At 36.2% G+C, this 19,448-nt stretch carries 21 protein-coding genes; 12 read left to right on the top strand and 9 right to left on the bottom strand.

Annotated features, from left to right (window positions below):
* Positions 1–11 precede the first annotated feature (11 nt).
* The 7 genes from ODE14_RS14935 (at position 12) to ODE14_RS14965 (ending at position 6,861) form a co-directional block, all read left to right on the top strand.
* On the top strand, positions 12–659 hold the full coding sequence (locus ODE14_RS14935; RefSeq protein WP_263602005.1) for a DUF4919 domain-containing protein: 648 nt from the start codon (positions 12–14) through the stop codon (positions 657–659).
* Positions 660–661: 2 nt separating this feature from the next.
* Complete coding sequence (locus ODE14_RS14940; RefSeq protein ID WP_263602006.1) at positions 662–1,378, top strand: DNA alkylation repair protein; 717 nt, start codon at positions 662–664, stop codon at positions 1,376–1,378.
* A gap of 16 nt (positions 1,379–1,394) precedes the next feature.
* Positions 1,395–2,063 (top strand): hypothetical protein, encoded by a 669-nt coding sequence (locus ODE14_RS14945; protein WP_263602007.1) that lies wholly within the window; start codon positions 1,395–1,397, stop codon positions 2,061–2,063.
* A 15-nt stretch (positions 2,064–2,078) separates the two neighbouring features.
* A complete protein-coding gene (locus ODE14_RS14950; protein ID WP_263602008.1) occupies positions 2,079–4,139 on the top strand; it encodes a hypothetical protein in 2,061 nt (686 codons plus the stop codon).
* Positions 4,139–5,380 (top strand): hypothetical protein, encoded by a 1,242-nt coding sequence (locus tag ODE14_RS14955; RefSeq protein ID WP_263602009.1) that lies wholly within the window; start codon positions 4,139–4,141, stop codon positions 5,378–5,380. The genes ODE14_RS14950 and ODE14_RS14955 overlap by 1 nt, the downstream gene beginning before the upstream one ends.
* 8 nt (positions 5,381–5,388) lie before the next feature.
* On the top strand, positions 5,389–5,727 hold the full coding sequence (locus tag ODE14_RS14960) for a DUF6122 family protein (RefSeq protein ID WP_263602010.1): 339 nt from the start codon (positions 5,389–5,391) through the stop codon (positions 5,725–5,727).
* A gap of 63 nt (positions 5,728–5,790) precedes the next feature.
* Entirely contained in the window at positions 5,791–6,861 is a 1,071-nt protein-coding gene (locus ODE14_RS14965) for a calcium:proton antiporter (RefSeq protein ID WP_263602011.1), read from the top strand.
* A 12-nt stretch (positions 6,862–6,873) separates the two neighbouring features.
* Here the strand turns inward: ODE14_RS14965 and ODE14_RS14970 are convergent, their stop codons facing one another.
* The gene (locus ODE14_RS14970; protein WP_263602012.1) at positions 6,874–7,254 is read right to left on the bottom strand and encodes a group III truncated hemoglobin; all 381 of its coding nucleotides are present in this window, start codon (positions 7,252–7,254) and stop codon (positions 6,874–6,876) included.
* 152 nt (positions 7,255–7,406) lie between these two features.
* Here ODE14_RS14970 and ODE14_RS14975 point away from each other — a divergent pair, with 152 nt between their 5' ends.
* The 4 genes from ODE14_RS14975 (at position 7,407) to ODE14_RS14990 (ending at position 9,788) form a co-directional block, all read left to right on the top strand.
* Complete coding sequence (locus ODE14_RS14975; RefSeq protein ID WP_263602013.1) at positions 7,407–8,381, top strand: ion channel; 975 nt, start codon at positions 7,407–7,409, stop codon at positions 8,379–8,381.
* Complete coding sequence (locus ODE14_RS14980) at positions 8,378–8,866, top strand: YkgJ family cysteine cluster protein (RefSeq protein WP_248389052.1); 489 nt, start codon at positions 8,378–8,380, stop codon at positions 8,864–8,866. The genes ODE14_RS14975 and ODE14_RS14980 overlap by 4 nt, the downstream gene beginning before the upstream one ends.
* Before the next feature lie 125 nt (positions 8,867–8,991).
* Positions 8,992–9,339, top strand: a complete 348-nt coding sequence (locus ODE14_RS14985; RefSeq protein WP_263602014.1) for a hypothetical protein — start codon at positions 8,992–8,994, stop codon at positions 9,337–9,339.
* A gap of 182 nt (positions 9,340–9,521) precedes the next feature.
* Entirely contained in the window at positions 9,522–9,788 is a 267-nt protein-coding gene (locus tag ODE14_RS14990) for a hypothetical protein (protein WP_263602015.1), read from the top strand.
* A 29-nt stretch (positions 9,789–9,817) separates the two neighbouring features.
* Here ODE14_RS14990 and ODE14_RS14995 read toward each other — a convergent pair whose 3' ends face one another.
* The 4 genes from ODE14_RS14995 to ODE14_RS15010 all read right to left on the bottom strand — a co-directional run bounded on the left by ODE14_RS14995 (position 9,818) and on the right by ODE14_RS15010 (position 13,841).
* Positions 9,818–10,183: an iron chaperone gene (locus tag ODE14_RS14995; RefSeq protein ID WP_248389046.1), complete on the bottom strand. Its 366-nt coding sequence runs from the start codon at positions 10,181–10,183 to the stop codon at positions 9,818–9,820.
* Positions 10,184–10,344: 161 nt separating this feature from the next.
* Complete coding sequence (gdhA, locus tag ODE14_RS15000) at positions 10,345–11,703, bottom strand: NADP-specific glutamate dehydrogenase (RefSeq protein WP_248389044.1); 1,359 nt, start codon at positions 11,701–11,703, stop codon at positions 10,345–10,347.
* A gap of 190 nt (positions 11,704–11,893) precedes the next feature.
* Complete coding sequence (dprA, locus tag ODE14_RS15005; RefSeq protein WP_263602016.1) at positions 11,894–13,003, bottom strand: DNA-processing protein DprA; 1,110 nt, start codon at positions 13,001–13,003, stop codon at positions 11,894–11,896.
* A gap of 67 nt (positions 13,004–13,070) precedes the next feature.
* Positions 13,071–13,841, bottom strand: coding sequence for a rhomboid family intramembrane serine protease (locus ODE14_RS15010; protein ID WP_248389040.1), 771 nt, complete (start codon positions 13,839–13,841; stop codon positions 13,071–13,073).
* A gap of 245 nt (positions 13,842–14,086) precedes the next feature.
* Between ODE14_RS15010 and ODE14_RS15015 the strand changes: the two genes are divergently transcribed.
* Positions 14,087–15,013, top strand: coding sequence for a DUF3078 domain-containing protein (locus ODE14_RS15015; RefSeq protein ID WP_263602017.1), 927 nt, complete (start codon positions 14,087–14,089; stop codon positions 15,011–15,013).
* A gap of 139 nt (positions 15,014–15,152) precedes the next feature.
* On the opposite strand, the gene sufD is transcribed toward ODE14_RS15015, so the two are convergent.
* From sufD to ODE14_RS15035, 4 genes are all read right to left on the bottom strand, one after another.
* Entirely contained in the window at positions 15,153–16,460 is a 1,308-nt protein-coding gene (gene sufD, locus ODE14_RS15020) for a Fe-S cluster assembly protein SufD (protein WP_263603847.1), read from the bottom strand.
* 92 nt (positions 16,461–16,552) lie between these two features.
* The gene (sufC, locus tag ODE14_RS15025) at positions 16,553–17,296 is read right to left on the bottom strand and encodes a Fe-S cluster assembly ATPase SufC (RefSeq protein WP_248389038.1); all 744 of its coding nucleotides are present in this window, start codon (positions 17,294–17,296) and stop codon (positions 16,553–16,555) included.
* 239 nt (positions 17,297–17,535) lie between these two features.
* The gene (gene sufB / locus ODE14_RS15030) at positions 17,536–18,984 is read right to left on the bottom strand and encodes a Fe-S cluster assembly protein SufB (protein ID WP_263602018.1); all 1,449 of its coding nucleotides are present in this window, start codon (positions 18,982–18,984) and stop codon (positions 17,536–17,538) included.
* Positions 18,985–19,068: 84 nt separating this feature from the next.
* Positions 19,069–19,398: a HesB/IscA family protein gene (locus ODE14_RS15035; protein ID WP_169231783.1), complete on the bottom strand. Its 330-nt coding sequence runs from the start codon at positions 19,396–19,398 to the stop codon at positions 19,069–19,071.
* Between the last annotated feature and the right edge of the window lie 50 nt (positions 19,399–19,448).

Consider the following 19,448-nt stretch of genomic DNA (forward strand, 5'->3'; position numbering starts at 1 on the left):
CAATAAAGAAGATGAAAAAAATTATTATAATATTAATTTTATTAACGTTCAAATTTAGCTTTGCTCAAATTAATGTTGAGGAAATTAAAAAAAAGGCAGTTGAAAATCCACAGGAAAATTTTTATAAATATTTAGAAATTTTTAAACAAGATCCTTCGAAACTGACTCAGGAAGAAAGGAATCAAATGTATTATGGAAGCCGTTTTGTAGAGGCAGAATACAGTATGGCAGATTATAATAAAGATTACGATGAGAGCTGGAAAATTGCTTCGAGAAAAGGATTGTCAAATGGAAAAGCTCAAAAAGTACTTCCAGCTGCTGAAGCAGCCTACTATAAGAATCCATTGAATAGAGAAATCCTGGCTTCTATGGTAAATATTTATCATGCCGCCGGAGAAAAGGCAAAAGAAGAACTGTGTATACTGCAAAATAATACAATTATTAAAATAATTGATGAAAGCGGTACCGGGCAAAACGAAAATTCGCCAATCTGTGTTATTACATTAGGGGATATGATGACCTTTGCCAAACCCATTATTATGATGGGAAGAGATTTTAAACAAAAGGATCTGAAAACAGATAAAAGTTCAATGATGACAGAATATTCTAACAGAGGAGCCAGCTTAGTTGTTAAATGTGTGGGATGTCTTAATTTTTAATAATGGAAACTTATCATCAGATTCTGGAAGCCTTAAATGATCTTGCGATTCCTGAAAAAGCAGAATTTTTCCCGAAATTTTTTAAAACAGGGAAAGGGGAGTATGGTGAAGGAGATTTGTTTTTGGGAGTAACCGTTCCGGATCAGCGGTCCGTTGCTAAAGAATACTATACTCAGATCTCTTTCACGGATCTTAGCAAACTGCTTTCCTCCGGTTATCATGAACACCGTCTTACGGCCTTGCTGATACTGGTTTTAAAATTTGAAAAATCAAGAGATGAAAACACAAAAAATGAAATTATAGCATTTTATCTGAACCATCTGCAATACATTAATAACTGGGATCTTGTGGATTCAAGCTGTTATAAAATCCTGGGCAGATATTGTTTTGAATATCAGAAAGAAGACATTTTAAGAACGCTTTCCGGTTCTCAGGAAATGTGGCACAAAAGAATGGCAGTTGTAGGAACATTGTATTATATTAAAAAAGGTTTTTTCGACCTTACGAAAGAATTTGTCACACAGAATTTAAGCCATACACACGATCTGATGCATAAGGCAAACGGATGGATGCTTAGAGAAATGGGACAGAAAAATAAGCAGGAGCTGATCCTGTATTTAAATAAATATTATCAGCAGATGCCAAGAACCTGCCTTAGATATGCCATTGAGAAGTTGGATGAGCCACTTCGGCAAGATTATCTGAAAGGAAGAATTTAAATAAATAAACCAATCAATGAAAAATATTTTAAAGATACTCATTGTGACTTTGCCTTTGCTAATCCTCACAAGCTGCTTTGATATTTTAGACAAAGTAAATGTAAAAGCAGACGGAAGTGGCGAATATACATTGATCCTGAATGCAAGTAAAAGCAAAACAAGACTGGCTTCCATCTCAAAAATGGAAACGATTAACGGAAGAAAAGTTCCGAAGAGGCCTGAAATTGAAGCGAAAGTCAACGAAGCTGCTAAAATTTTTAAATCAACGCCTGGAATTTCCAATGTAAAAACGTCCATGGATTTTGATAATTACATCATAAAATTAAGCTGTAATTTCAGTAAGATTGAAAATATTAATGCAGGCCTGGAACAGCTGAAAGCCAGAAATATTATCGGTAAAATGATTCCTACGCAGATCTATAATCAAAATCTTACTAAGAAAATATTTGTCAGGAATAAAGTAAACACTTTCAAAAGTGATTATGATAAAATGAGCAAGGCAGACCGGGAGATTTTCAATGATGCACGCTATATTTCCGTACTGCAGTTTGAAAATGCCGTAAAATCTCAGTCGAATACGGCGTATTCACTTTCTCCTAACCGAAAGGCGGTGAAGATGGAAGCCAATATTACCGATCTTATTCTTCAGAAAAAACCATTGCAAAATACAATTCTCTTTCAATAACTATAATTAAACACCATGAATTCTATACTACAAAAAACACAGGTGACTCTTTTATTGTTTTGTTTTTCAATTGCTTTTGCACAGCAGCACATGAAATTGCCTGCAGACGTGCTTTTCTATATGGAAATCAATGGAAAACAATTGGATAAAAAAATCAACTGGGCAAAATTTAACCCCATCCTGCAGGAGGTAACCAAAAAAAATAAAGCAAAACTTTCATGGACCGATTATTCCAAAACAGGAATTAAATATGACGCCCCGCAATATCATTATGCTTCTTTCAATGATTCTGTAAAGGCTTACACAGCACATTTTATCATTGACAACAAAGAAAAGTTTCAGGAGTTCGTCAATTCCATTAAGAAAAAAGGACTGGAAAATTCCCGTAAACAGAATTATTCTTATGTAAGCCTGGATGACGATATTTTTGTAGCCTGGAATGGCAGCCGTGCTGTTCTTAAGATGATAAGCTACGATAAGCCTTATAAAGATAAATGGGATGAAACAGCTGTTGCAGATAGTGCTGCAGCAGTTATAGATAGTGTAGCTGCCGCTGTTGTAGACAGTGTAGCTGTAGATCGTGTCTATGCAGATACACCGGAAAAGCCTTTCGATTATAAGGAAGAAATACAATATCTGAAAGATGATATTAAATATTTAAAAGAAAGCATCAAAGAAAATACGGCTGAAATAGAAAAGATACAGAAAGATGTCAAATACCTGGAAAAACATCACAAATACCCTGAAGAAAAGAAGGGGTCAACGGATAAAAAATATGAGGAGCCCATTGTAGAAGTGGAGCCTTTGCCTGGACCGGAAGAGGATATGGAAGACCTGGAAATTCCTGAATACGAAGATTTTAAAAAAGAAAGGGACTCCCTGAAAGCGGAAAAATTCAAAATGCACAGAAAGCTTGTGGAAGAATCTTTCGATCAGTATTTCAACTCTGATCTCGAGCTGGATGTTCCTTCTGAAATGACGGCTTCCCGGGATGCCGCATCGGATGTTTTTGTTTATACAGACTACGGAAGCCTCGTTAATAATGGCATTTATGGCAGAATGATGAAGATGTACGAATTCGGCAGTCTTATCAACTCTGCTTATAACTCCAATTCGTCGTATAATCTTTATTTTGATAAAGATCAGGTAAGGTTGGTTAATAATTATCAGCACAAAAATCCTGAGGTTCAGAAAAGTGTTTCAGAAATCTATAAAGGGAGTAAAAATAAGAAGCTTGCCCGCCTTATCAATGATAAAAGTATTGGTTATTATGCAATTAACGTAGATGGAAGCAAATATTTCGACATGATATATGCGCTGATGAAAAATGCGGGGGATTCCAAATATCAGAAAGAAACCGAACTGATTATGGAAACAGTTAAAATCGTGCTGGATGAAGAGGCAATTTCCAAAATTGCACCCGGAAACGGAATTTTTGTACTTAATGAACTAAAATCCAAAACGGTAGAGTATACTGATTATGAATATGATAATGACTATAATGAAAAAGAAATAAAGAAAACGAAAGAAGTTGTAGTTCCGGATTTTATTTTCGCTTTTGCTACTGAAAATGAAGGATATTGGAATCGTATTTTCAACCTGCTTGCTGCCAATAAAAACACTTCAAAAAACTTTTCTAAAAAAGGGAACCTGTATTCTTTCAAAGAAGATAAAAATTCCGGATATATGGATGAACTTTTCTTTACTGTTAAAGACGGAATTGTATATGTTATGACCTCTGAAAACGGATTAAATATTGAAAATCAAGGAAAAAAATCCAAAAACTGGATGAAAGATTCCACAAAATATCCGGCTTCTGGGAGATTGGATGTTCAGAAGCTGTTGACCGGTCTGGAAAAGGAATTCAAGAGCGGCTCCGAAAGAAAAATGCTGGATACGGTGAGAAAGAATGTGGGCGATATTTATTTTAAATCGGAATCTAAAGGAAATACGATCCGGACGGAAATCGATTATTCAATTAAAGGATCTTCGGAAAACAGCCTGATGTACTTCTTCGATCTTTTTGATGAACTGTACAAACAGCATGAAGCTGATAAAAAACAGCCTGTTCTGTAATGAAAACAAAGTTAGCAGCTTTTGTATTGCTGATTCTGCTCGTTTGCGGATACTTTATCCTTTATCGTACCGATAAAGAATTAAAATATATTCCTCGTAATGCAGATGCTGTTGTTTTACTTGATGTTAAAAAGGCAACGAGGCAGTATCTGTTAAGTTTTCTGGGACATCCATCGGAGTGGTTCCGATCAAAAACAAAAGACAAAAAAGGAATGTCGGTAAAAGATTCGGGAGTGAAGATTCCCGATTTTTTACAGATCTTCCACCTGGAAAAAACAGGCTTTTCAGATTGGTATTGTATTCTGGAGCTTAAAGACAAATCAACATTTCTTACTTATTTAAAGCAAAATGGTTTTTCACAAAAAGGGAATGATTTGTTTCGGAAAGGTTATTTTTTTATCAAAATAGAAGGCACTTATTGTATTGCCGGAACTTCCGATTCTGCTTTTGAAAATATAAAACCACTATTTCAGGAATTTTCACAAAGAACAAATTTCAGCTCAGATCAGTTTATTGATGGATCGCTGGGAAGTATTTCATTTATTTCTAACAATAAAATAAGGAATTTTCCTGTACATCTAAATTCGGATAATATTGAAATCAGTAACGGACAAAAAGAAGATTTTTCATCAGTTATTTCTAAAATTGAAGAAAATAACTACTTTATTGATGCAGAGTTAAATAAGGATAATATTGAAAGTATTACTTCAGTATTTAATAGAAGTATTTCAGATTCTGTGCAGATCAGTTCATTGAAAGCAACAGCTGTCCTGAAGCAGGTAAATGATACCGTCATCACGTATACTTACGACGATGATTTTAATGAAACTGAAAAGAAAACCATTCAGAAAATCATACAGCCTGATTATGTTATTTCATTAAAAACTCCCATGCCTGAAAAAGCATTACAACATTTTCAGAATAAAAAGTGGGTTAATGCGCAGAATCAGTTTACAGCCATTCCGTTTCAGCCGAATATCATTGAGAAAAAGCCTGACGGTCTTGAAATATCTTCAACAAAAAATAAGTTTAATACTGCTCACAGGCTCAATGCAAATTATATTTTTATCAGAAATAATACATTACTGTTTTCGAAGCTGAAATCATTAAACCGAAAAGAAAGAAATATAATTTCGGATCTCAGCTCTATTTTTTACGGAAATAAAGGACAGGAATATTATGTAAGATTACAATTTAAAAAAGAAGATCTGCCCTTGATGCTGAGATGGCAGAACAATTAATGTTACAAATGGGAAATTCAGATATTGCTTTGGTCAGGACTTTTGTGCATTACTTTCTGCATTTTGTGTTTCCGGTATTCATTGCTTTGATTTTTTACCGCAAAACGTGGAAGAAGACCTATCTTATTCTTCTGGCCACCATGCTCGTCGATCTGGATCATCTTTTTGCAGATCCTGTTTTCGATCCGGATCGTGCAAGTGTTGGATTTCATTTTTTACATTCTTATTATGCCATTGCGGTGTATTTTTTGATGCTGTTCTTCAAAGGAAATATCAGAATTGTTGCAATTGGTTTATTGTTTCATATGCTGACAGACCTTCAGGATTTTTATTGCTGGAATCATTAAATAACATTAATATTTTCTTTTAATATTTCAAAAGCCATAGATTTTTTGTATTTTGTAGACGCTATGAAAATAAAAGAACTTTTACATTATACTTACATTTTTCCCATCCTTGCCGTTGGATATTATTTTTCCGGCCTTATGGGCACCGGAATTGTTTTTGATGTAATTGCCGGTATTCTATTAACGGGAAGCGTTATTTCTGCTGTTCACCATGCAGAAGTTGTGGCCCATAAAGTAGGAGAGCCTTTCGGAACGATTATACTCGCACTATGTATTACGATACTTGAAGTAGCACTTATTATTTCTCTTATGGTTGCCGGCGGTGATCAGGCCATTACCCTGGCCCGGGATACTGTATTTGCCGCTGTAATGCTTATTCTCAACGGAATTTTGGGTATCTGTATACTGGTGGGTGGAGTAAAATATTATGAACAGTTTTTTGCCAGGACATCAGCAACAACCTACCTGGTAAGCATTGTGTCAATTCTTATTCTCACGCTTGTTCTTCCGAATTTTACTTCAAGTGTTAACGGACCTTTTTATAATCAGGCACAGTTGATATTCGTTTCAATCGCCTGTCTTGTCATTTACGGGATTTTCCTAATGGTACAGACCGTAAGGCACCGAAATTACTTTATTGTTCCCGAAGAACATCCAGAAGAAAATTATATTCCTTCTTTTCAGAAAACACTATCCAGCTTTATTTTTCTGGTGATTTGTTTGGCTATAGTTGTATTAATGGCGAAAGGGCTTTCTTCTACCATTGAAAATATGGTTCAGAGTTTAGGGGCTCCAAAATCTCTTGTTGGGGTTATTATTGCTGCAGTTGTTTTGTTGCCGGAAGGTCTTGCTGCTATCCGTGCGGCAAGAAGCAATCAGATCCAGTCGAGTCTTAATTTGGCTTTAGGTTCTGCTCTGGCAAGTATAGGACTTACCATACCGGCAGTTTCCGTTGTTTGTATTATGTATGATATTCCTTTGGTTTTAGGACTGGACAAAAAAGATATTATTTTACTTTCATTATCAGTATTTATCGTTATGCTTTCGTTAAGCCGCGGCAAGACGAATATTCTTTACGGAACGGTACTGCTGGTAAACCTTGCGGCATATATTTTTACGGTAATTGTTCCTTAGGTCTGTAAGAGTTTACAATCTTCTCGCAAGATCCATTTTGAACGCCATTAATTTGGCGATATTTTCGGCTTTATACAGGGCCATATCTGCATTTTCTCCTGCAAAGTTTTCTTCAATAGTTGTTTGCCAAAGCTGAAGCCAGCGTTCAAAATGTTTTTGTTCCATTGCCCGTATTTCATTAATAGGAAAATGTGCTCCCATAGGATTTCCTTTGTACGTCATCTGCCCGAATAATATTGATTCCCAGAAAGAATACATTTTGGGCAAATGCTTGTCCCAGTCTACTTTAGCGATATCGGTGAAAAATAAACCTATCGTATCATCCTTAGTGACTTTCGCATAAAAAGAATTGACAAGATGTTCTATATCTTCCCGTGATTCTAACTTTTTCATAATTCAAAAGTAAGGTAAAATTCATTCTGAAATTTAATAATAAGGTTGATAAATTTCATGAAAACAATATTCTATCTTTGCATGTTAGTTCAGATAAAGAAAGTGATAAGCATTCTGCTGACTGGATGAAATTAAAAACAAAATGATCATACATGGCAAGAGAATTCAGGCAAAAAATTCGTCAGAAAAACACGGATAACAGTGGTTTCGGGGATAATGCATCGGGAAGATTTATCAATAAAGACGGTCTTCCGAACGTCAGAAGGAAAGGCGTGAATATTTTCAACCGGTTCAGCTGGTACCACACCATGCTGGAGCTGTCAACCTTTAATTTCCTTTCTTACCTTGTTGTTGCGTATATTCTGGTGAATTTATTTTTTGCTTTAATTTATTATCTTATCGGGGTAGAACATCTTACCGGAATCGATAAAAGTGATGCGGTAAATGAATTTATCGACGTTTTTTTCTTTAGCTCCCAGACCTTTACCACTGTGGGATACGGAAGAATTGCACCGGTAGGCTTCATGGCGAGTCTTGTTGCAACCTTTGAAGCTTTCCTCGGATTGCTTACCTTTGCCATTGCAACGGGACTTTTTTACGGAAGATTTTCAAGGCCGAGAGCATATCTGAAGTTTTCAGATATAGCCCTGATTGCTCCTTTTATGGACAAAACAGCGCTGATGTTCAGGCTTGCTCCCTATAAAAATAATTCTTTAACGGATGCTGACGTTACGGTTTCAGCAGCTATTGAAGTAATAGAAAACAGTGTAAAGAAAAGTAATTTTTATACGCTGAAAACAAGGCTCAACAGGATTAATACGCTGGCGCTGAACTGGACAATCGTTCATGTGATTGATGAGGATTCTCCGTTCTTCGGGTTTTCTGACGAGGATTTTAAAAAAACAGATATTGAAATCATCGTTCATGTGCGTGCATTTGATGAAGTATTTTCCAATACGGTAGTACAGCGCACGTCTTATGTTTCGGAAGAAATTGTGTACGGAGCCAAATTTGTCCCAATGTATTATCCGGATCAGGAAAATCTCTCAACGGTACTGGATTTGGATAAAATCAGCCATTATCAACAAACGGATCTTCCGGATTTTAAGGAGGAAAAGAATAAATGAATTTAGACTTATACAAAAAGCAGGCTTTACAAAAGCAAAAAGAGCATAAAAAGTTTCTCGACGGAATCAAAAAGAAACCGCCAAAAAACCTTGATTATGTAGTCCAGGAAACACATGATGAAGTTTTTGAAAGTATAGATTGTCTTCAGTGCGCCAATTGCTGCAAAACCACAGGCCCTCTTTATACGGAAAAAGATATCGAAAGAATAGCAAAGCATCTTCGCATGAAACCTGCTGATTTTGAAGCTAAATATCTCCGCATAGATGAAGATAACGATAAAGTCCTGCAGCATCTTCCCTGCTTCTTTTTAAACAGTGATAATACCTGCTCTATCTATGAGGTGCGGCCAAAGGCCTGCAGGGAATATCCACATACAGACCGTAAAAAAATTTATCAGATCAACAATATTACCATGAAAAATACACTGATTTGCCCTGCTGCATACGAGTTTGTGGAACGAATTATGAAAAATTTGGCAAAATAGCATATAATCCAAAATCATTCTTAAATAATTATAAAGTACGTTAAATAAAGACTTCCGGGATAATATTAGGTAAAATGATGACGTTTAAGTTAAACAACCATTTAATAAATAAAATATTAATTATTATGAAGAAGTTAGTTTTAACAGCAGCGTTTACATTAGTCGGAGTAATCGCAGTATCAGCTCAGACGGACACCACACAACAGAACCCGTCTCAAACCCAAAATCCTAATAACCAAACGACAACTCAAACTCAACAGGGAACACAGGCTGCATCAGACTGGGGTGCCAACTCAGCAGCCAGCACTCAAACTCAGAATACCAACCCAGCTTCAACAACAGATGCAGCAGCAGCAACCACTGCGACTGATGCTTCAGCCAGTGTAAGTGCAGATCCGAATACGGATGCTACCAAGCCTAATGATGAAGCGACTAAAGAAGAAAAGAAATCTAAAAAGAAAAAGTCGAAGTAAGTATTTAAATTTAGTAAAGTAGAAATGGAATCCTGGAATTTATATTTCAGGATTTTTATTCAACCTGTTTATAATGTAATTTGTCTTAAATTATTATAAATCAAGTTAAAACTTTTTTTACGTCTACCACATTGTACGATTATTGTACTTAACATTATACACCACTTTAAATCATTTATATTATGAAAAATTTAATTTTAGCAACAGCCTTAGCAATGTTTGGAACGATCGCAGTATCTGCACAAACCACTCCACAGAAGACAGCAACGGATAGTATGAAAACAGATACTGCCAGACACAAGGACATGAATAACGGAACTACCGGTACAATGAATAACGGGACTAATAATTCCAACAACAATTGGGATAAATCTAAAACCGACACGGCCAACTGGAAAAACCGAGACGCGACTACTGGCGACAAAAAAATGAAAAAGAAAAATAAGTAGATAATGCAATAAAGAAATCCTGAAATTTTTCAGGATTTTTTATTTCTGATCTCCTGCATCCTGAATTGTACAATGCTGCAAATAAGATCTTCAGGAATTTTTTCACTTAGAGGAAACTGAACAGCACCTTTTGAAAATTTGTATTTTTTTATAGTAAATTCCGGCTGGAATTTTTTAATTCCTTCCGCTCCGGGATAAAAACCAATATGTTTTTTATAGCCTGCAAAATAAACCAAAGGTTTGTTTCTGTATCTGAATGCGGGCATCTGGTAACCAATATATTCTTCAATTTCAGAATCCTGATCACGAATAATTTTTCGTAATTCTTTTAATTTGTTCTCTATTTCAGGGAATAAGAGAATGTATTCGTCGATATTTTCAAAAGTGTTTTTCATACTTAAAGGTAATAATTTTACTTAATTTCCTGTCGAAACATAAATTAAAAAAAGCGTTGAATGATCAACGCTTTCTCCTTTCACTTTTTACTTTTATCCCATTTATATTCCCGGGAACAGGTTGTATGAAAAAAGGTCGGGAAATTCCCAACCTTAGTATTTTATACGACTCCCTGAGCTAGCATTGCTTCTGCAACTTTCACGAAGCCGGCGATATTGGCACCTTTCACATAGTTTACATAGCCGTCTTCTTCTTTACCGTAGTCTCTGCAGGCTTTGTGGATTCCGATCATGATCTCTTTCAGTCTTGCATCAACTTCTTCAGAAGTCCAGTTGAGACGGATAGAGTTTTGTGTCATTTCTAATCCGGAAGTTGCTACACCACCGGCATTGGAAGCTTTCCCCGGAGAGAATAGCACTTTATTATCAAGGAAATAATTAATTGCATCTAAAGTTGACGGCATATTGGCCGCTTCAGTTACACAAACGCATCCGTTTTCAACAAGAAGTTTAGCATCTTCAAGATCAAGCTCATTTTGGGTTGCAGAAGGAATAGCAACATCACATTTTACTTCCCAAGGACGCTTTCCTGCAAAAAATTGTGCAGAAGGATATTTTTTAGCATAATCTTCAGCTCTGTTGTTTCCTGAAGATCTTAATTCTAATAAATAATCGATTTTTTCTCCGTCGATTCCGTCTTTATCATAAACATAACCGTCCGGTCCGGAGATCGTTACTACTTTTCCTCCAAGTTCAGATACTTTTTTGATTACTCCCCATGCTACATTTCCAAAACCTGAAACCGTTACGATTTTGTCTTTAAATGTTTGCCCGATAGTCTTGAGCATCTGCTCTGCAAAATACACCACGCCATATCCCGTAGCTTCAGGACGGATCAAAGAACCTCCATAGGCAAGACCTTTACCGGTAAGTACTCCTGTAAACTCATTTCTGATTTTTTTATACTGCCCGAACAAGTACCCGATTTCTCTTGCACCTACCCCGATGTCTCCCGCAGGAACGTCGGTTTCCGGTCCGACATGTTTACAAAGTTCTGTCATGAAAGCCTGGCAGAAACGCATTACTTCCATATCAGATTTTCCTTGAGGATCAAAGTCTGAACCTCCTTTCCCACCTCCCATCGGAAGCGTTGTAAGTGAGTTTTTGAACACCTGCTCGAAAGCTAAGAATTTCAGAACCGAAAGATTCACGGTAGGATGGAAACGGATTCCGCCTTTATATGGTCCGATAGCAGAGTTCATCTGAATTCTGAATCCTCTGTTTACCTGGATTTCACCTTTGTCGTCAACCCACGGAACTCTGAAAATGATAATTCTTTCAGCCTCCGCCATTCTTTCAAGAAGTTTCATGCCCGTATATTCCTTTTTAGTCATAATAAACGGAATTACTGTAACAGCAACTTCTTTTACGGCTTGTAAAAATTCTGGCTCGTTAGGGTTTTTGGCCTCAATTTTTGCTATAAACTCTTGGATTTTCTGGTCAATATTATATTGTTCCATATATTAGGGTTGAATATTATTGCCAACAAATTTAATTTTTTTTTCAAGATTCACAACACCTTAATGAATGATTGCTGAAAGTTTAATAATATAAATAGTTAATATTATTAAGTTGATAATTTAACCGTTAATTTTATTAAAAATTAAATGTTATGTTTAAAATAATGCAATATTAAGAAATGGTTAAATCTCATATTGTAATAAATTGTCTCCCCGAAAGTGATTTTACTTTCCCCAAAAGCTCCAAATCCAGAATTACGGGTAAAATTTTATGAGATGCAAGATCTGTTTTCTCAATAATTTCATCTAAAGAGATCGATGGATGTTCTGATATAAGATTAAATATTAATTGTTGGTATTCAGTCAATTGAATACTGATTTCACTGCGTGAAAATAATTCATCCATTTTTACTTTAGGCTTTTTAAGACCTAAATCATCAATAAGATCTTTAATGGTAGAAATGCATGCTGCCTTGTTGTGATAAATCAGCTGATTGCAACCCTGGCTTTGTTTATCTGTAATTTTTCCTGGTAAGGCGAAGACTTCGCGGTTGTATTGGTTGGCGAATGTCGCAGTACTTACTGATCCGCCACCAAAAGCAGTCTCAACAACGATTGTTGAAGGGGATAAACCGGCAACAATCCTATTCCGCTGGATAAAATTTTCGCGGTCCGGTTTCCGGGAAGAGTTGAATTCTGTGAATAATGCACCACCTTCTTCCAAAATTTTTTCGGACAGTTTTCTGTTTTTTGAAGGATAAATCATATGAAATCCATGTGCTAAAACTGCAGCGGTAGGAATTTCTTTTTGAAGAGACTGCTCATGAATTTCTTTGTCAATACCCAAAGCAAGTCCGCTCACGGAAATATAATTGCAGGAATGTGTTTCTTCAAAAAAATCGGTAAGAAATTGTTGTCCGTATGACGTCATATTTCGGGTTCCGACCATGCTGATCCGTTGGTTTGTGTCATCAAAGTTTCCTTTTTGGTAAAGAATGGCCGGAGCATCGTTGCACTCATTGAGCAATTCCGGAAGGTCACCAAAATGCCTGAGATTAATAATAATATTGTTCTTTTCACAAAATGCGAGTTCATTCTCTGCAAACTTCAGGTGTTCGGGATTTCCGATGTCAGCAACCATACGGTAGCCAAAGCCGTCAAGTTTTTTGTACTCTTTCTTGGCGTTCAGCCATGCTTTTTTTGCACTTCCGAAAGTGCGCACAAGTTTATGGAAATTAATATCACCAATTAAATTACATTCGCGGAGGGCAATAGAATAGAGATGTTCTTCAGAATACATTTGTGTTGTTTTGGCAAATGTATTGAATTTAGCTTAAATCTTGAAAGTGATAATTTCTTCGGCTGGTTTATTTTCTTCTCAACTCATCAAGATGTTTCCAGATGTCATCTTTTTCTTTATAGGGCAATTCCAGAAAATCCTCAGGATGATTTTCTTTATACTCCTGCCACAATTTATCATCTTTTTCACTGTAATAATTCGGGAATTCCCAAATATATTTTTTCTTTTTGTCACCTACTTTTTTAAACGTGAAAGCAAGGATTACGCCCACAACAGCACCCGCAATGTGTGCCTGCCACGCAATTTTGCTTGGTTCCTGAAGGTTATAGAACAATTCTTCGGGCAACATACCCCATATCAGACTTCCATAATACAACACAACAAGCAGTGAGATGGTAAGCAGCTTCATATTCCATTTAAAAATACCGCTGAAAAAAAGAAAAAAAGCAAGAACATACACTACGCCGCTGGCTCCGATGGTACAGGTATAAAGATAATCGCCGGTTATAATATCGATAGGCGGCAACAGCCATACCAAAAGACCTGTAGCAAGCCAACCGATTATAAATACTTTATTGGCCACTATCGGATAAAACTGATACAGAAGAAACATCAGGATCGCAATAGGTATGGAATTGCCTACAATATGATCCAAGTTTCCGTGCAGCAGGGGAGAGGTTATGATTCCCAGCAGACCTTCCGGCAATAAAGGAATAATGGCACCGAAACAACTTTCAAAAAAGCCTTGAAGCTGAAGAAAATATCCCAGCCACATGGCTGAAAGCATCAGCAACGGGTTTATAATAGCTTTTTTAGAAATTACATTGTTTTTTAGCATGCAGTGATTATGTCAAATGAAAAGCCAATGATAAATTTCGGAAAATTTGGCGATGAATTTTTACGCTGATCTTTTATTTAAGCCAAAAAGTAATTTTTTGCTTCTATTTTATTTTATTTCAATCGTATTGTCACTAAATTTAGTTTTTAATATCTTGAAAATGAGATTTAATTGCGTGCTTTTACTTTATGAAATTTATATTTAATATTTTTGTTTAGCAATTTATACAATGAAATCCTGAACTCATGAAGAAGTTTTTATTAATTCTCTCCTTTTCTGTAGGCATTTTTATCAATGCGCAGGTCATCCTGGACACTGCTTCTGTTAAGACAGATACTATCAAACACTGGTCAGTCCTTGGCAAGCAATCTTTAATGATCAATCAGGCAGCATTCTCCAATTGGGTTGGAGGCGGGGCCAATAACGTAGGCTGGCTTCTGGGAGCAGATTATAATATTACCTATGAAAAAGATAACGATTTGTGGGAAAATATTATTCTCTTAAATTATGGGCAAAATGATACTCAGGGAATTGGGATAAGAAAAACCCAGGATGTGATTAATGTTTCTACTAATTACGGTAGAAAAGTTTCAAAAAGCTGGTATCTTTCGGTGGGAACAGGTGTCATCTCTCAGTTTACGGTAGGACATGAAGACGGAAACAATCCTGAAGCTAAGAAAATTTCCAATTTTATGGCTCCCGGCTATCTGAATGTCGGGATGGGGATTACGTACCGGCCCAATGACAATGTGAATGTAACGTTGCGGCCTTCTAACGCCAGATGGACATTTGTCTTTGATAAAGATCTTCAGACTGCCGGAACATACGGACTGAAAGCTGATGGTGATAATTCTTTACTACAGTACGGTTTTCTCGGAACAGCGTATTATAAATTTAAATTGATGGAAAATGTGAATATTACCAATAACGCTTCTGTTTTTTCCAATTATCTGGATCACCCTGAAAGACTCGTTCTTGCGTATGGAATGATCCTGAATTTAAAGGTTAATAAATTCATTTCCTCAAATATTACGGTAGATTTGATGTATGATCATAATCAGATCAAAAAAACACAGCTTAAACAAACGCTGGGGGTAGGTTTTGCCTATACGCTGGATAATGGAGTAAAACGTTCAGACAGAAAAGACAGCCGGTGGTGGATTAAAAAATAAATAATGTAAATTCAAACATAGGGAGCGGGCTTTAGTCCGCTTTTTTAATCGTCAGTCGGGACTTAGCCAATTAAATATAAGCAATAAAAAAGCACTTCAATGAAAATATGAAGTGCTTACTATTATCAATTATATATTACTAAAATTCTATATCAACTTCCAGTTTCTCGGCCAAAAGCTTAGAAATTTTTTCTTTTAACGGCTCAATATCTATATTCTGCATTGCATCGTTGGCGAAAGCATATAATAAAAGTGCCTGAGCTTCTTTTTTAGAAATACCTCTTGCTCTTAAGTAGAACAGAGCATCTTCATTTAGCTGTCCTACGGTACAACCGTGAGAACATTTTACATCATCTGCAAAAATCTCCAGCTGGGGTTTTGTATCAATAATTGCCCCTTCGCTCAGCAATACATTATTGTTCTGCTGATACGCATTTGTTTTCTGAGCAATTTTATCAACAAATACTTTTCCGTTGAAGATCCCATGAGATTTTCCGTCAAAAATACCCTTGTAGTTCTGGTAACTTTCACAATTCGGGAAATTATGGTGAACTGCTGTGTGATGATCCACCAGCTGATCTTTACCGATAATGGTGATTCCGTTCATAAATGAATTGATATTGGATCCATTATGAATAAAATCAAGGTTGTTTCTTACCAGTTTTCCTCCGAAAGAAAATGTATTTACGGTTGTTAAACTGTCTTTTTCCTGTCTTGCAAATGTATTGTCAATCAGATAAGAAGTGTCATTATCATTCTGCAGCTTATGCCAGTCTGCTTTTGCATTGGGGTATGTAAAAATTTCCGTCACAGAGTTAGTCAATACATAAGTATTGTCAAAATTGTGATGGCTTTCAATAATTTCCACTTTGGCACCTTCTTCTACAATAAGTAAATTTCTCGTGTTATAGAAGGTGTTTTCTTCCTGATTCTGAGAAATATAAAAAATATGAATCGGTTTTTCGATCACAACATTTTTAGGAACTTTCAGAAAAAAACCATACTTGCAATATGCCTCATTCAGATTGGTAAAAGCAGAATCTTTTGAAGCAATTGTATTAAAATAGGTGTCAAAAATCTCTCTGTGTTTCTCATCATTCAGGGCATAATTAAATGAAAGAAACTCAACATTTTCAATAGAAACTTTTGAAAGTTCTTTATGGAGTTTACCATTTACGAAAGTAATCCAGTCAAAATTTTCTTCACCCAGATGAAGACTATCCAGCTGCTCTTTGGTAATATTATGGCCTTCTTTCGGGAAAAAATTATACGCTTTTTCCGTAATCTCCTTTAGATTGGTATATTTATATTCTTCGTCTTTTCTTGTAGGAAAACCCTGCATTTCGAATCTTTGAAGAGCTTCTTTCCTTTTTTCATCCAGAAATCTGTGACGAAGGCTTTCCAAAAATTGATGATGGTTTTCTGTAATCTGTTCTTTTAATGCCATTACTGGTATATCTGTGGTTTGCACCATTTTTTGTTTTTTTGTTTGGCTGATTTGTAAGCTAAGAGATGAATCTCTGAATTCTTATCCTTTAATTAATTTAAAAGCCAGTCGTACCCTCTTTCTTCCAGTTCCAGCGCAAGGGATTTATCACCGGTTTTGATGATTTTTCCGTTGGCTAATACATGAACGAAATCAGGCTGAATATAATTAAGCAATCTCTGATAGTGGGTAATCAGAAGAACTGCATTTCCTTCATTTTTGAAAGCATTTACACCGTCTGCAACAATTCTCAGTGCATCGATGTCCAATCCGGAATCTGTTTCGTCAAGGATCGCCAGTTTCGGATCCAGCATCATCATCTGGAAAATTTCATTTCTTTTCTTTTCACCTCCGGAAAATCCTTCGTTTAATGATCTTGAAAGAAAATCTTTTTTAATGCCTAATTTTTCGGATTTCTCACGAATCATCGAAAGCATTTCTTTGGCAGGCATTTCCCCTAATCCGTTGGCTTTTCTGTTTTCATTCATCGCAGCTTTAATAAAGTTGGTTACAGAAACTCCCGGAATTTCTACCGGATACTGAAAAGAAAGGAAAATCCCTTTGTGTGCTCTCTCTTCAGGAGCATCTTCAATGATGTTTTCACCCCCGAAAATAATTTCACCGTCCGTAACTTCATAATCTTCTTTCCCTGCGATTACGGAAGAAAGGGTGGATTTTCCGGCTCCGTTCGGTCCCATGATGGCGTGAACTTCACCCGGTTTTATCTCAAGATTAATTCCTTTTAAAATTTCTGCGCCGTCTTCAATTTTGGCGTGCAAGTTTTTTATCTCTAACATACGTTTAAATTTATCGCAAGGCTAGACTAAGATTTTTAATCTTCCTTTGCTTTTCTAAGATAAACAAAGGCGCTAACGCTTATCAATGAAATACTATTTCTTTTTATTTTAAACATTAAGAATTAAAGTTTATTAGTCTTAATGTATCATTTTTTAAGCAAATCAATAAAATTGATTTTGATTAAGTTGATTAAGCTATTGCTGTAAATTTAACTTAATTCCTTAATGTTCAAAGGATACTATCCTACAGAACCTTCCAATGAAATTTCCAGTAATTTCTGAGCTTCAATGGCAAATTCCATAGGAAGTTTATTTAAAACTTCTTTACTGAAACCGTTCACAATTAAAGCAATAGCTCTTTCTGTGTCGATTCCTCTCTGGTTACAGTAGAAAATCTGGTCTTCCCCGATTTTTGAAGTCGTTGCTTCATGCTCCAGCTGTGCAGAAGGGTCTTTGATTTCAATATAAGGGAAAGTATGTGCTCCACATTCATTGCCCATCAATAAAGAATCACACTGAGAGAAATTTCTTGCTCCTTTTGCGGAAGGCATTACTTTTACAAGACCTCTGTATGAATTTTGTGACTTCCCTGCAGAAATACCTTTAGAGATAATTGTGGACTTCGTATTCTTCCCGATATGGATCATTTTTGTTCCCGTATCTGCATATTGGTGATTATTGGTTACGGCAATAGAGTAGAACTCACCGATGGATCCGTCACCTTTTAAAATACATGAAGGATATTTCCATGTTACGGCAGAACCTGTTTCCACCTGAGTCCAGGAGATTTTTGCATTTCTTTCGCAAAGCCCTCTTTTGGTTACGAAATTGAAAACTCCGCCTTTTCCTTCTTCATTTCCCGGATACCAGTTTTGTACCGTTGAATATTTTATTTCGGCATTATCTAAAGCGATTAATTCAACCACAGCTGCGTGAAGCTGGTTTTCATCTCTTGATGGCGCGGTACATCCTTCCAGGTAGGAAACATAACTGCCTTCATCTGCAATCACCAATGTTCTTTCAAACTGTCCTGTTCCCGCCTGGTTGATACGGAAATAGGTGGAAAGCTCCATTGGGCATCTTACACCTTTCGGAATATAGCAGAAACTTCCGTCAGAGAATACGGCAGAATTCAGGGCGGCATAAAAATTATCACCTCTCGGAACTACTTTTCCAAGGTATTTTCTTACCAGGTCCGGGTGGTTTTTAATGGCTTCCGAGATGGAACAGAAAATAATTCCTTTTTCCATCAGTGTATCCTGAAAAGTGGTTTTCACAGAAATGGAGTCCATTACGATATCTACCGCAACACCGGAAAGTCTTTTCTGTTCTTCTATATTAATTCCCAGCTTCTCAAAGGTTTTGATCAGTTCAGGATCTACCTCATCAAGACTTGCAAGTTCGGGTTTTACCTTTGGAGCGGCGTAATATTTAATAGCCTGGAAATCCGGTTTTTCATATTTAATATTAGCCCATTCCGGCTCAACCATTTTAAGCCAGATTCTGAAAGACTCCAAACGCCATTCCGTCATCCATTCCGGTTCTTCCTTCTTTGCAGAAATAGAACGGATGATATCTTCATTCAAACCGGTAGGGAAATCTTCATAGTCGATTTTAGTTTCCCATCCGAATTCGTATTTCTTATTTTCTAAATCGACGCGTAAATCGTCTTCAGTATATTTATTCATTATATTTTTAGATTTCAGAAGTTAGACTTTAGATTTCAGACTCTGTATGTGGTCTGAGATCCGGCATCTAATGTCTTCTCTTTTCTACAAAGAAAAACTTTCTCCGCATCCGCATGTTCTGGATGCATTAGGATTGTTAAAAACAAACCCCTTTCCATTCAAACCTCCTGAATATTCAAGAGTAGTTCCTGCAAGGTAAAGTATTGATTTTTTGTCGACTACAATTTTAATATTATTATCTTCAAAAATTTGATCAGTGTCTGTTTTTTGGTTGTCAAACCTCAAAACATATTCTAAACCAGAACACCCTCCGCTTTTTACCCCCACTCTTATATAATCTTCAACAGGGTTAAAGCCTTCCTCTGTCATCAGTTGGACTGCTTTTGCCTTTGCTTGATCTGATACTTTTATCATTGTATTTATTTAGAATGATTTAATAGTGCAAAAATACGAACAATAATTAG

Source organism: Chryseobacterium sp. PET-29 (genome assembly GCF_025736815.1).
Classification (GTDB): domain Bacteria; phylum Bacteroidota; class Bacteroidia; order Flavobacteriales; family Weeksellaceae; genus Chryseobacterium; species Chryseobacterium nepalense.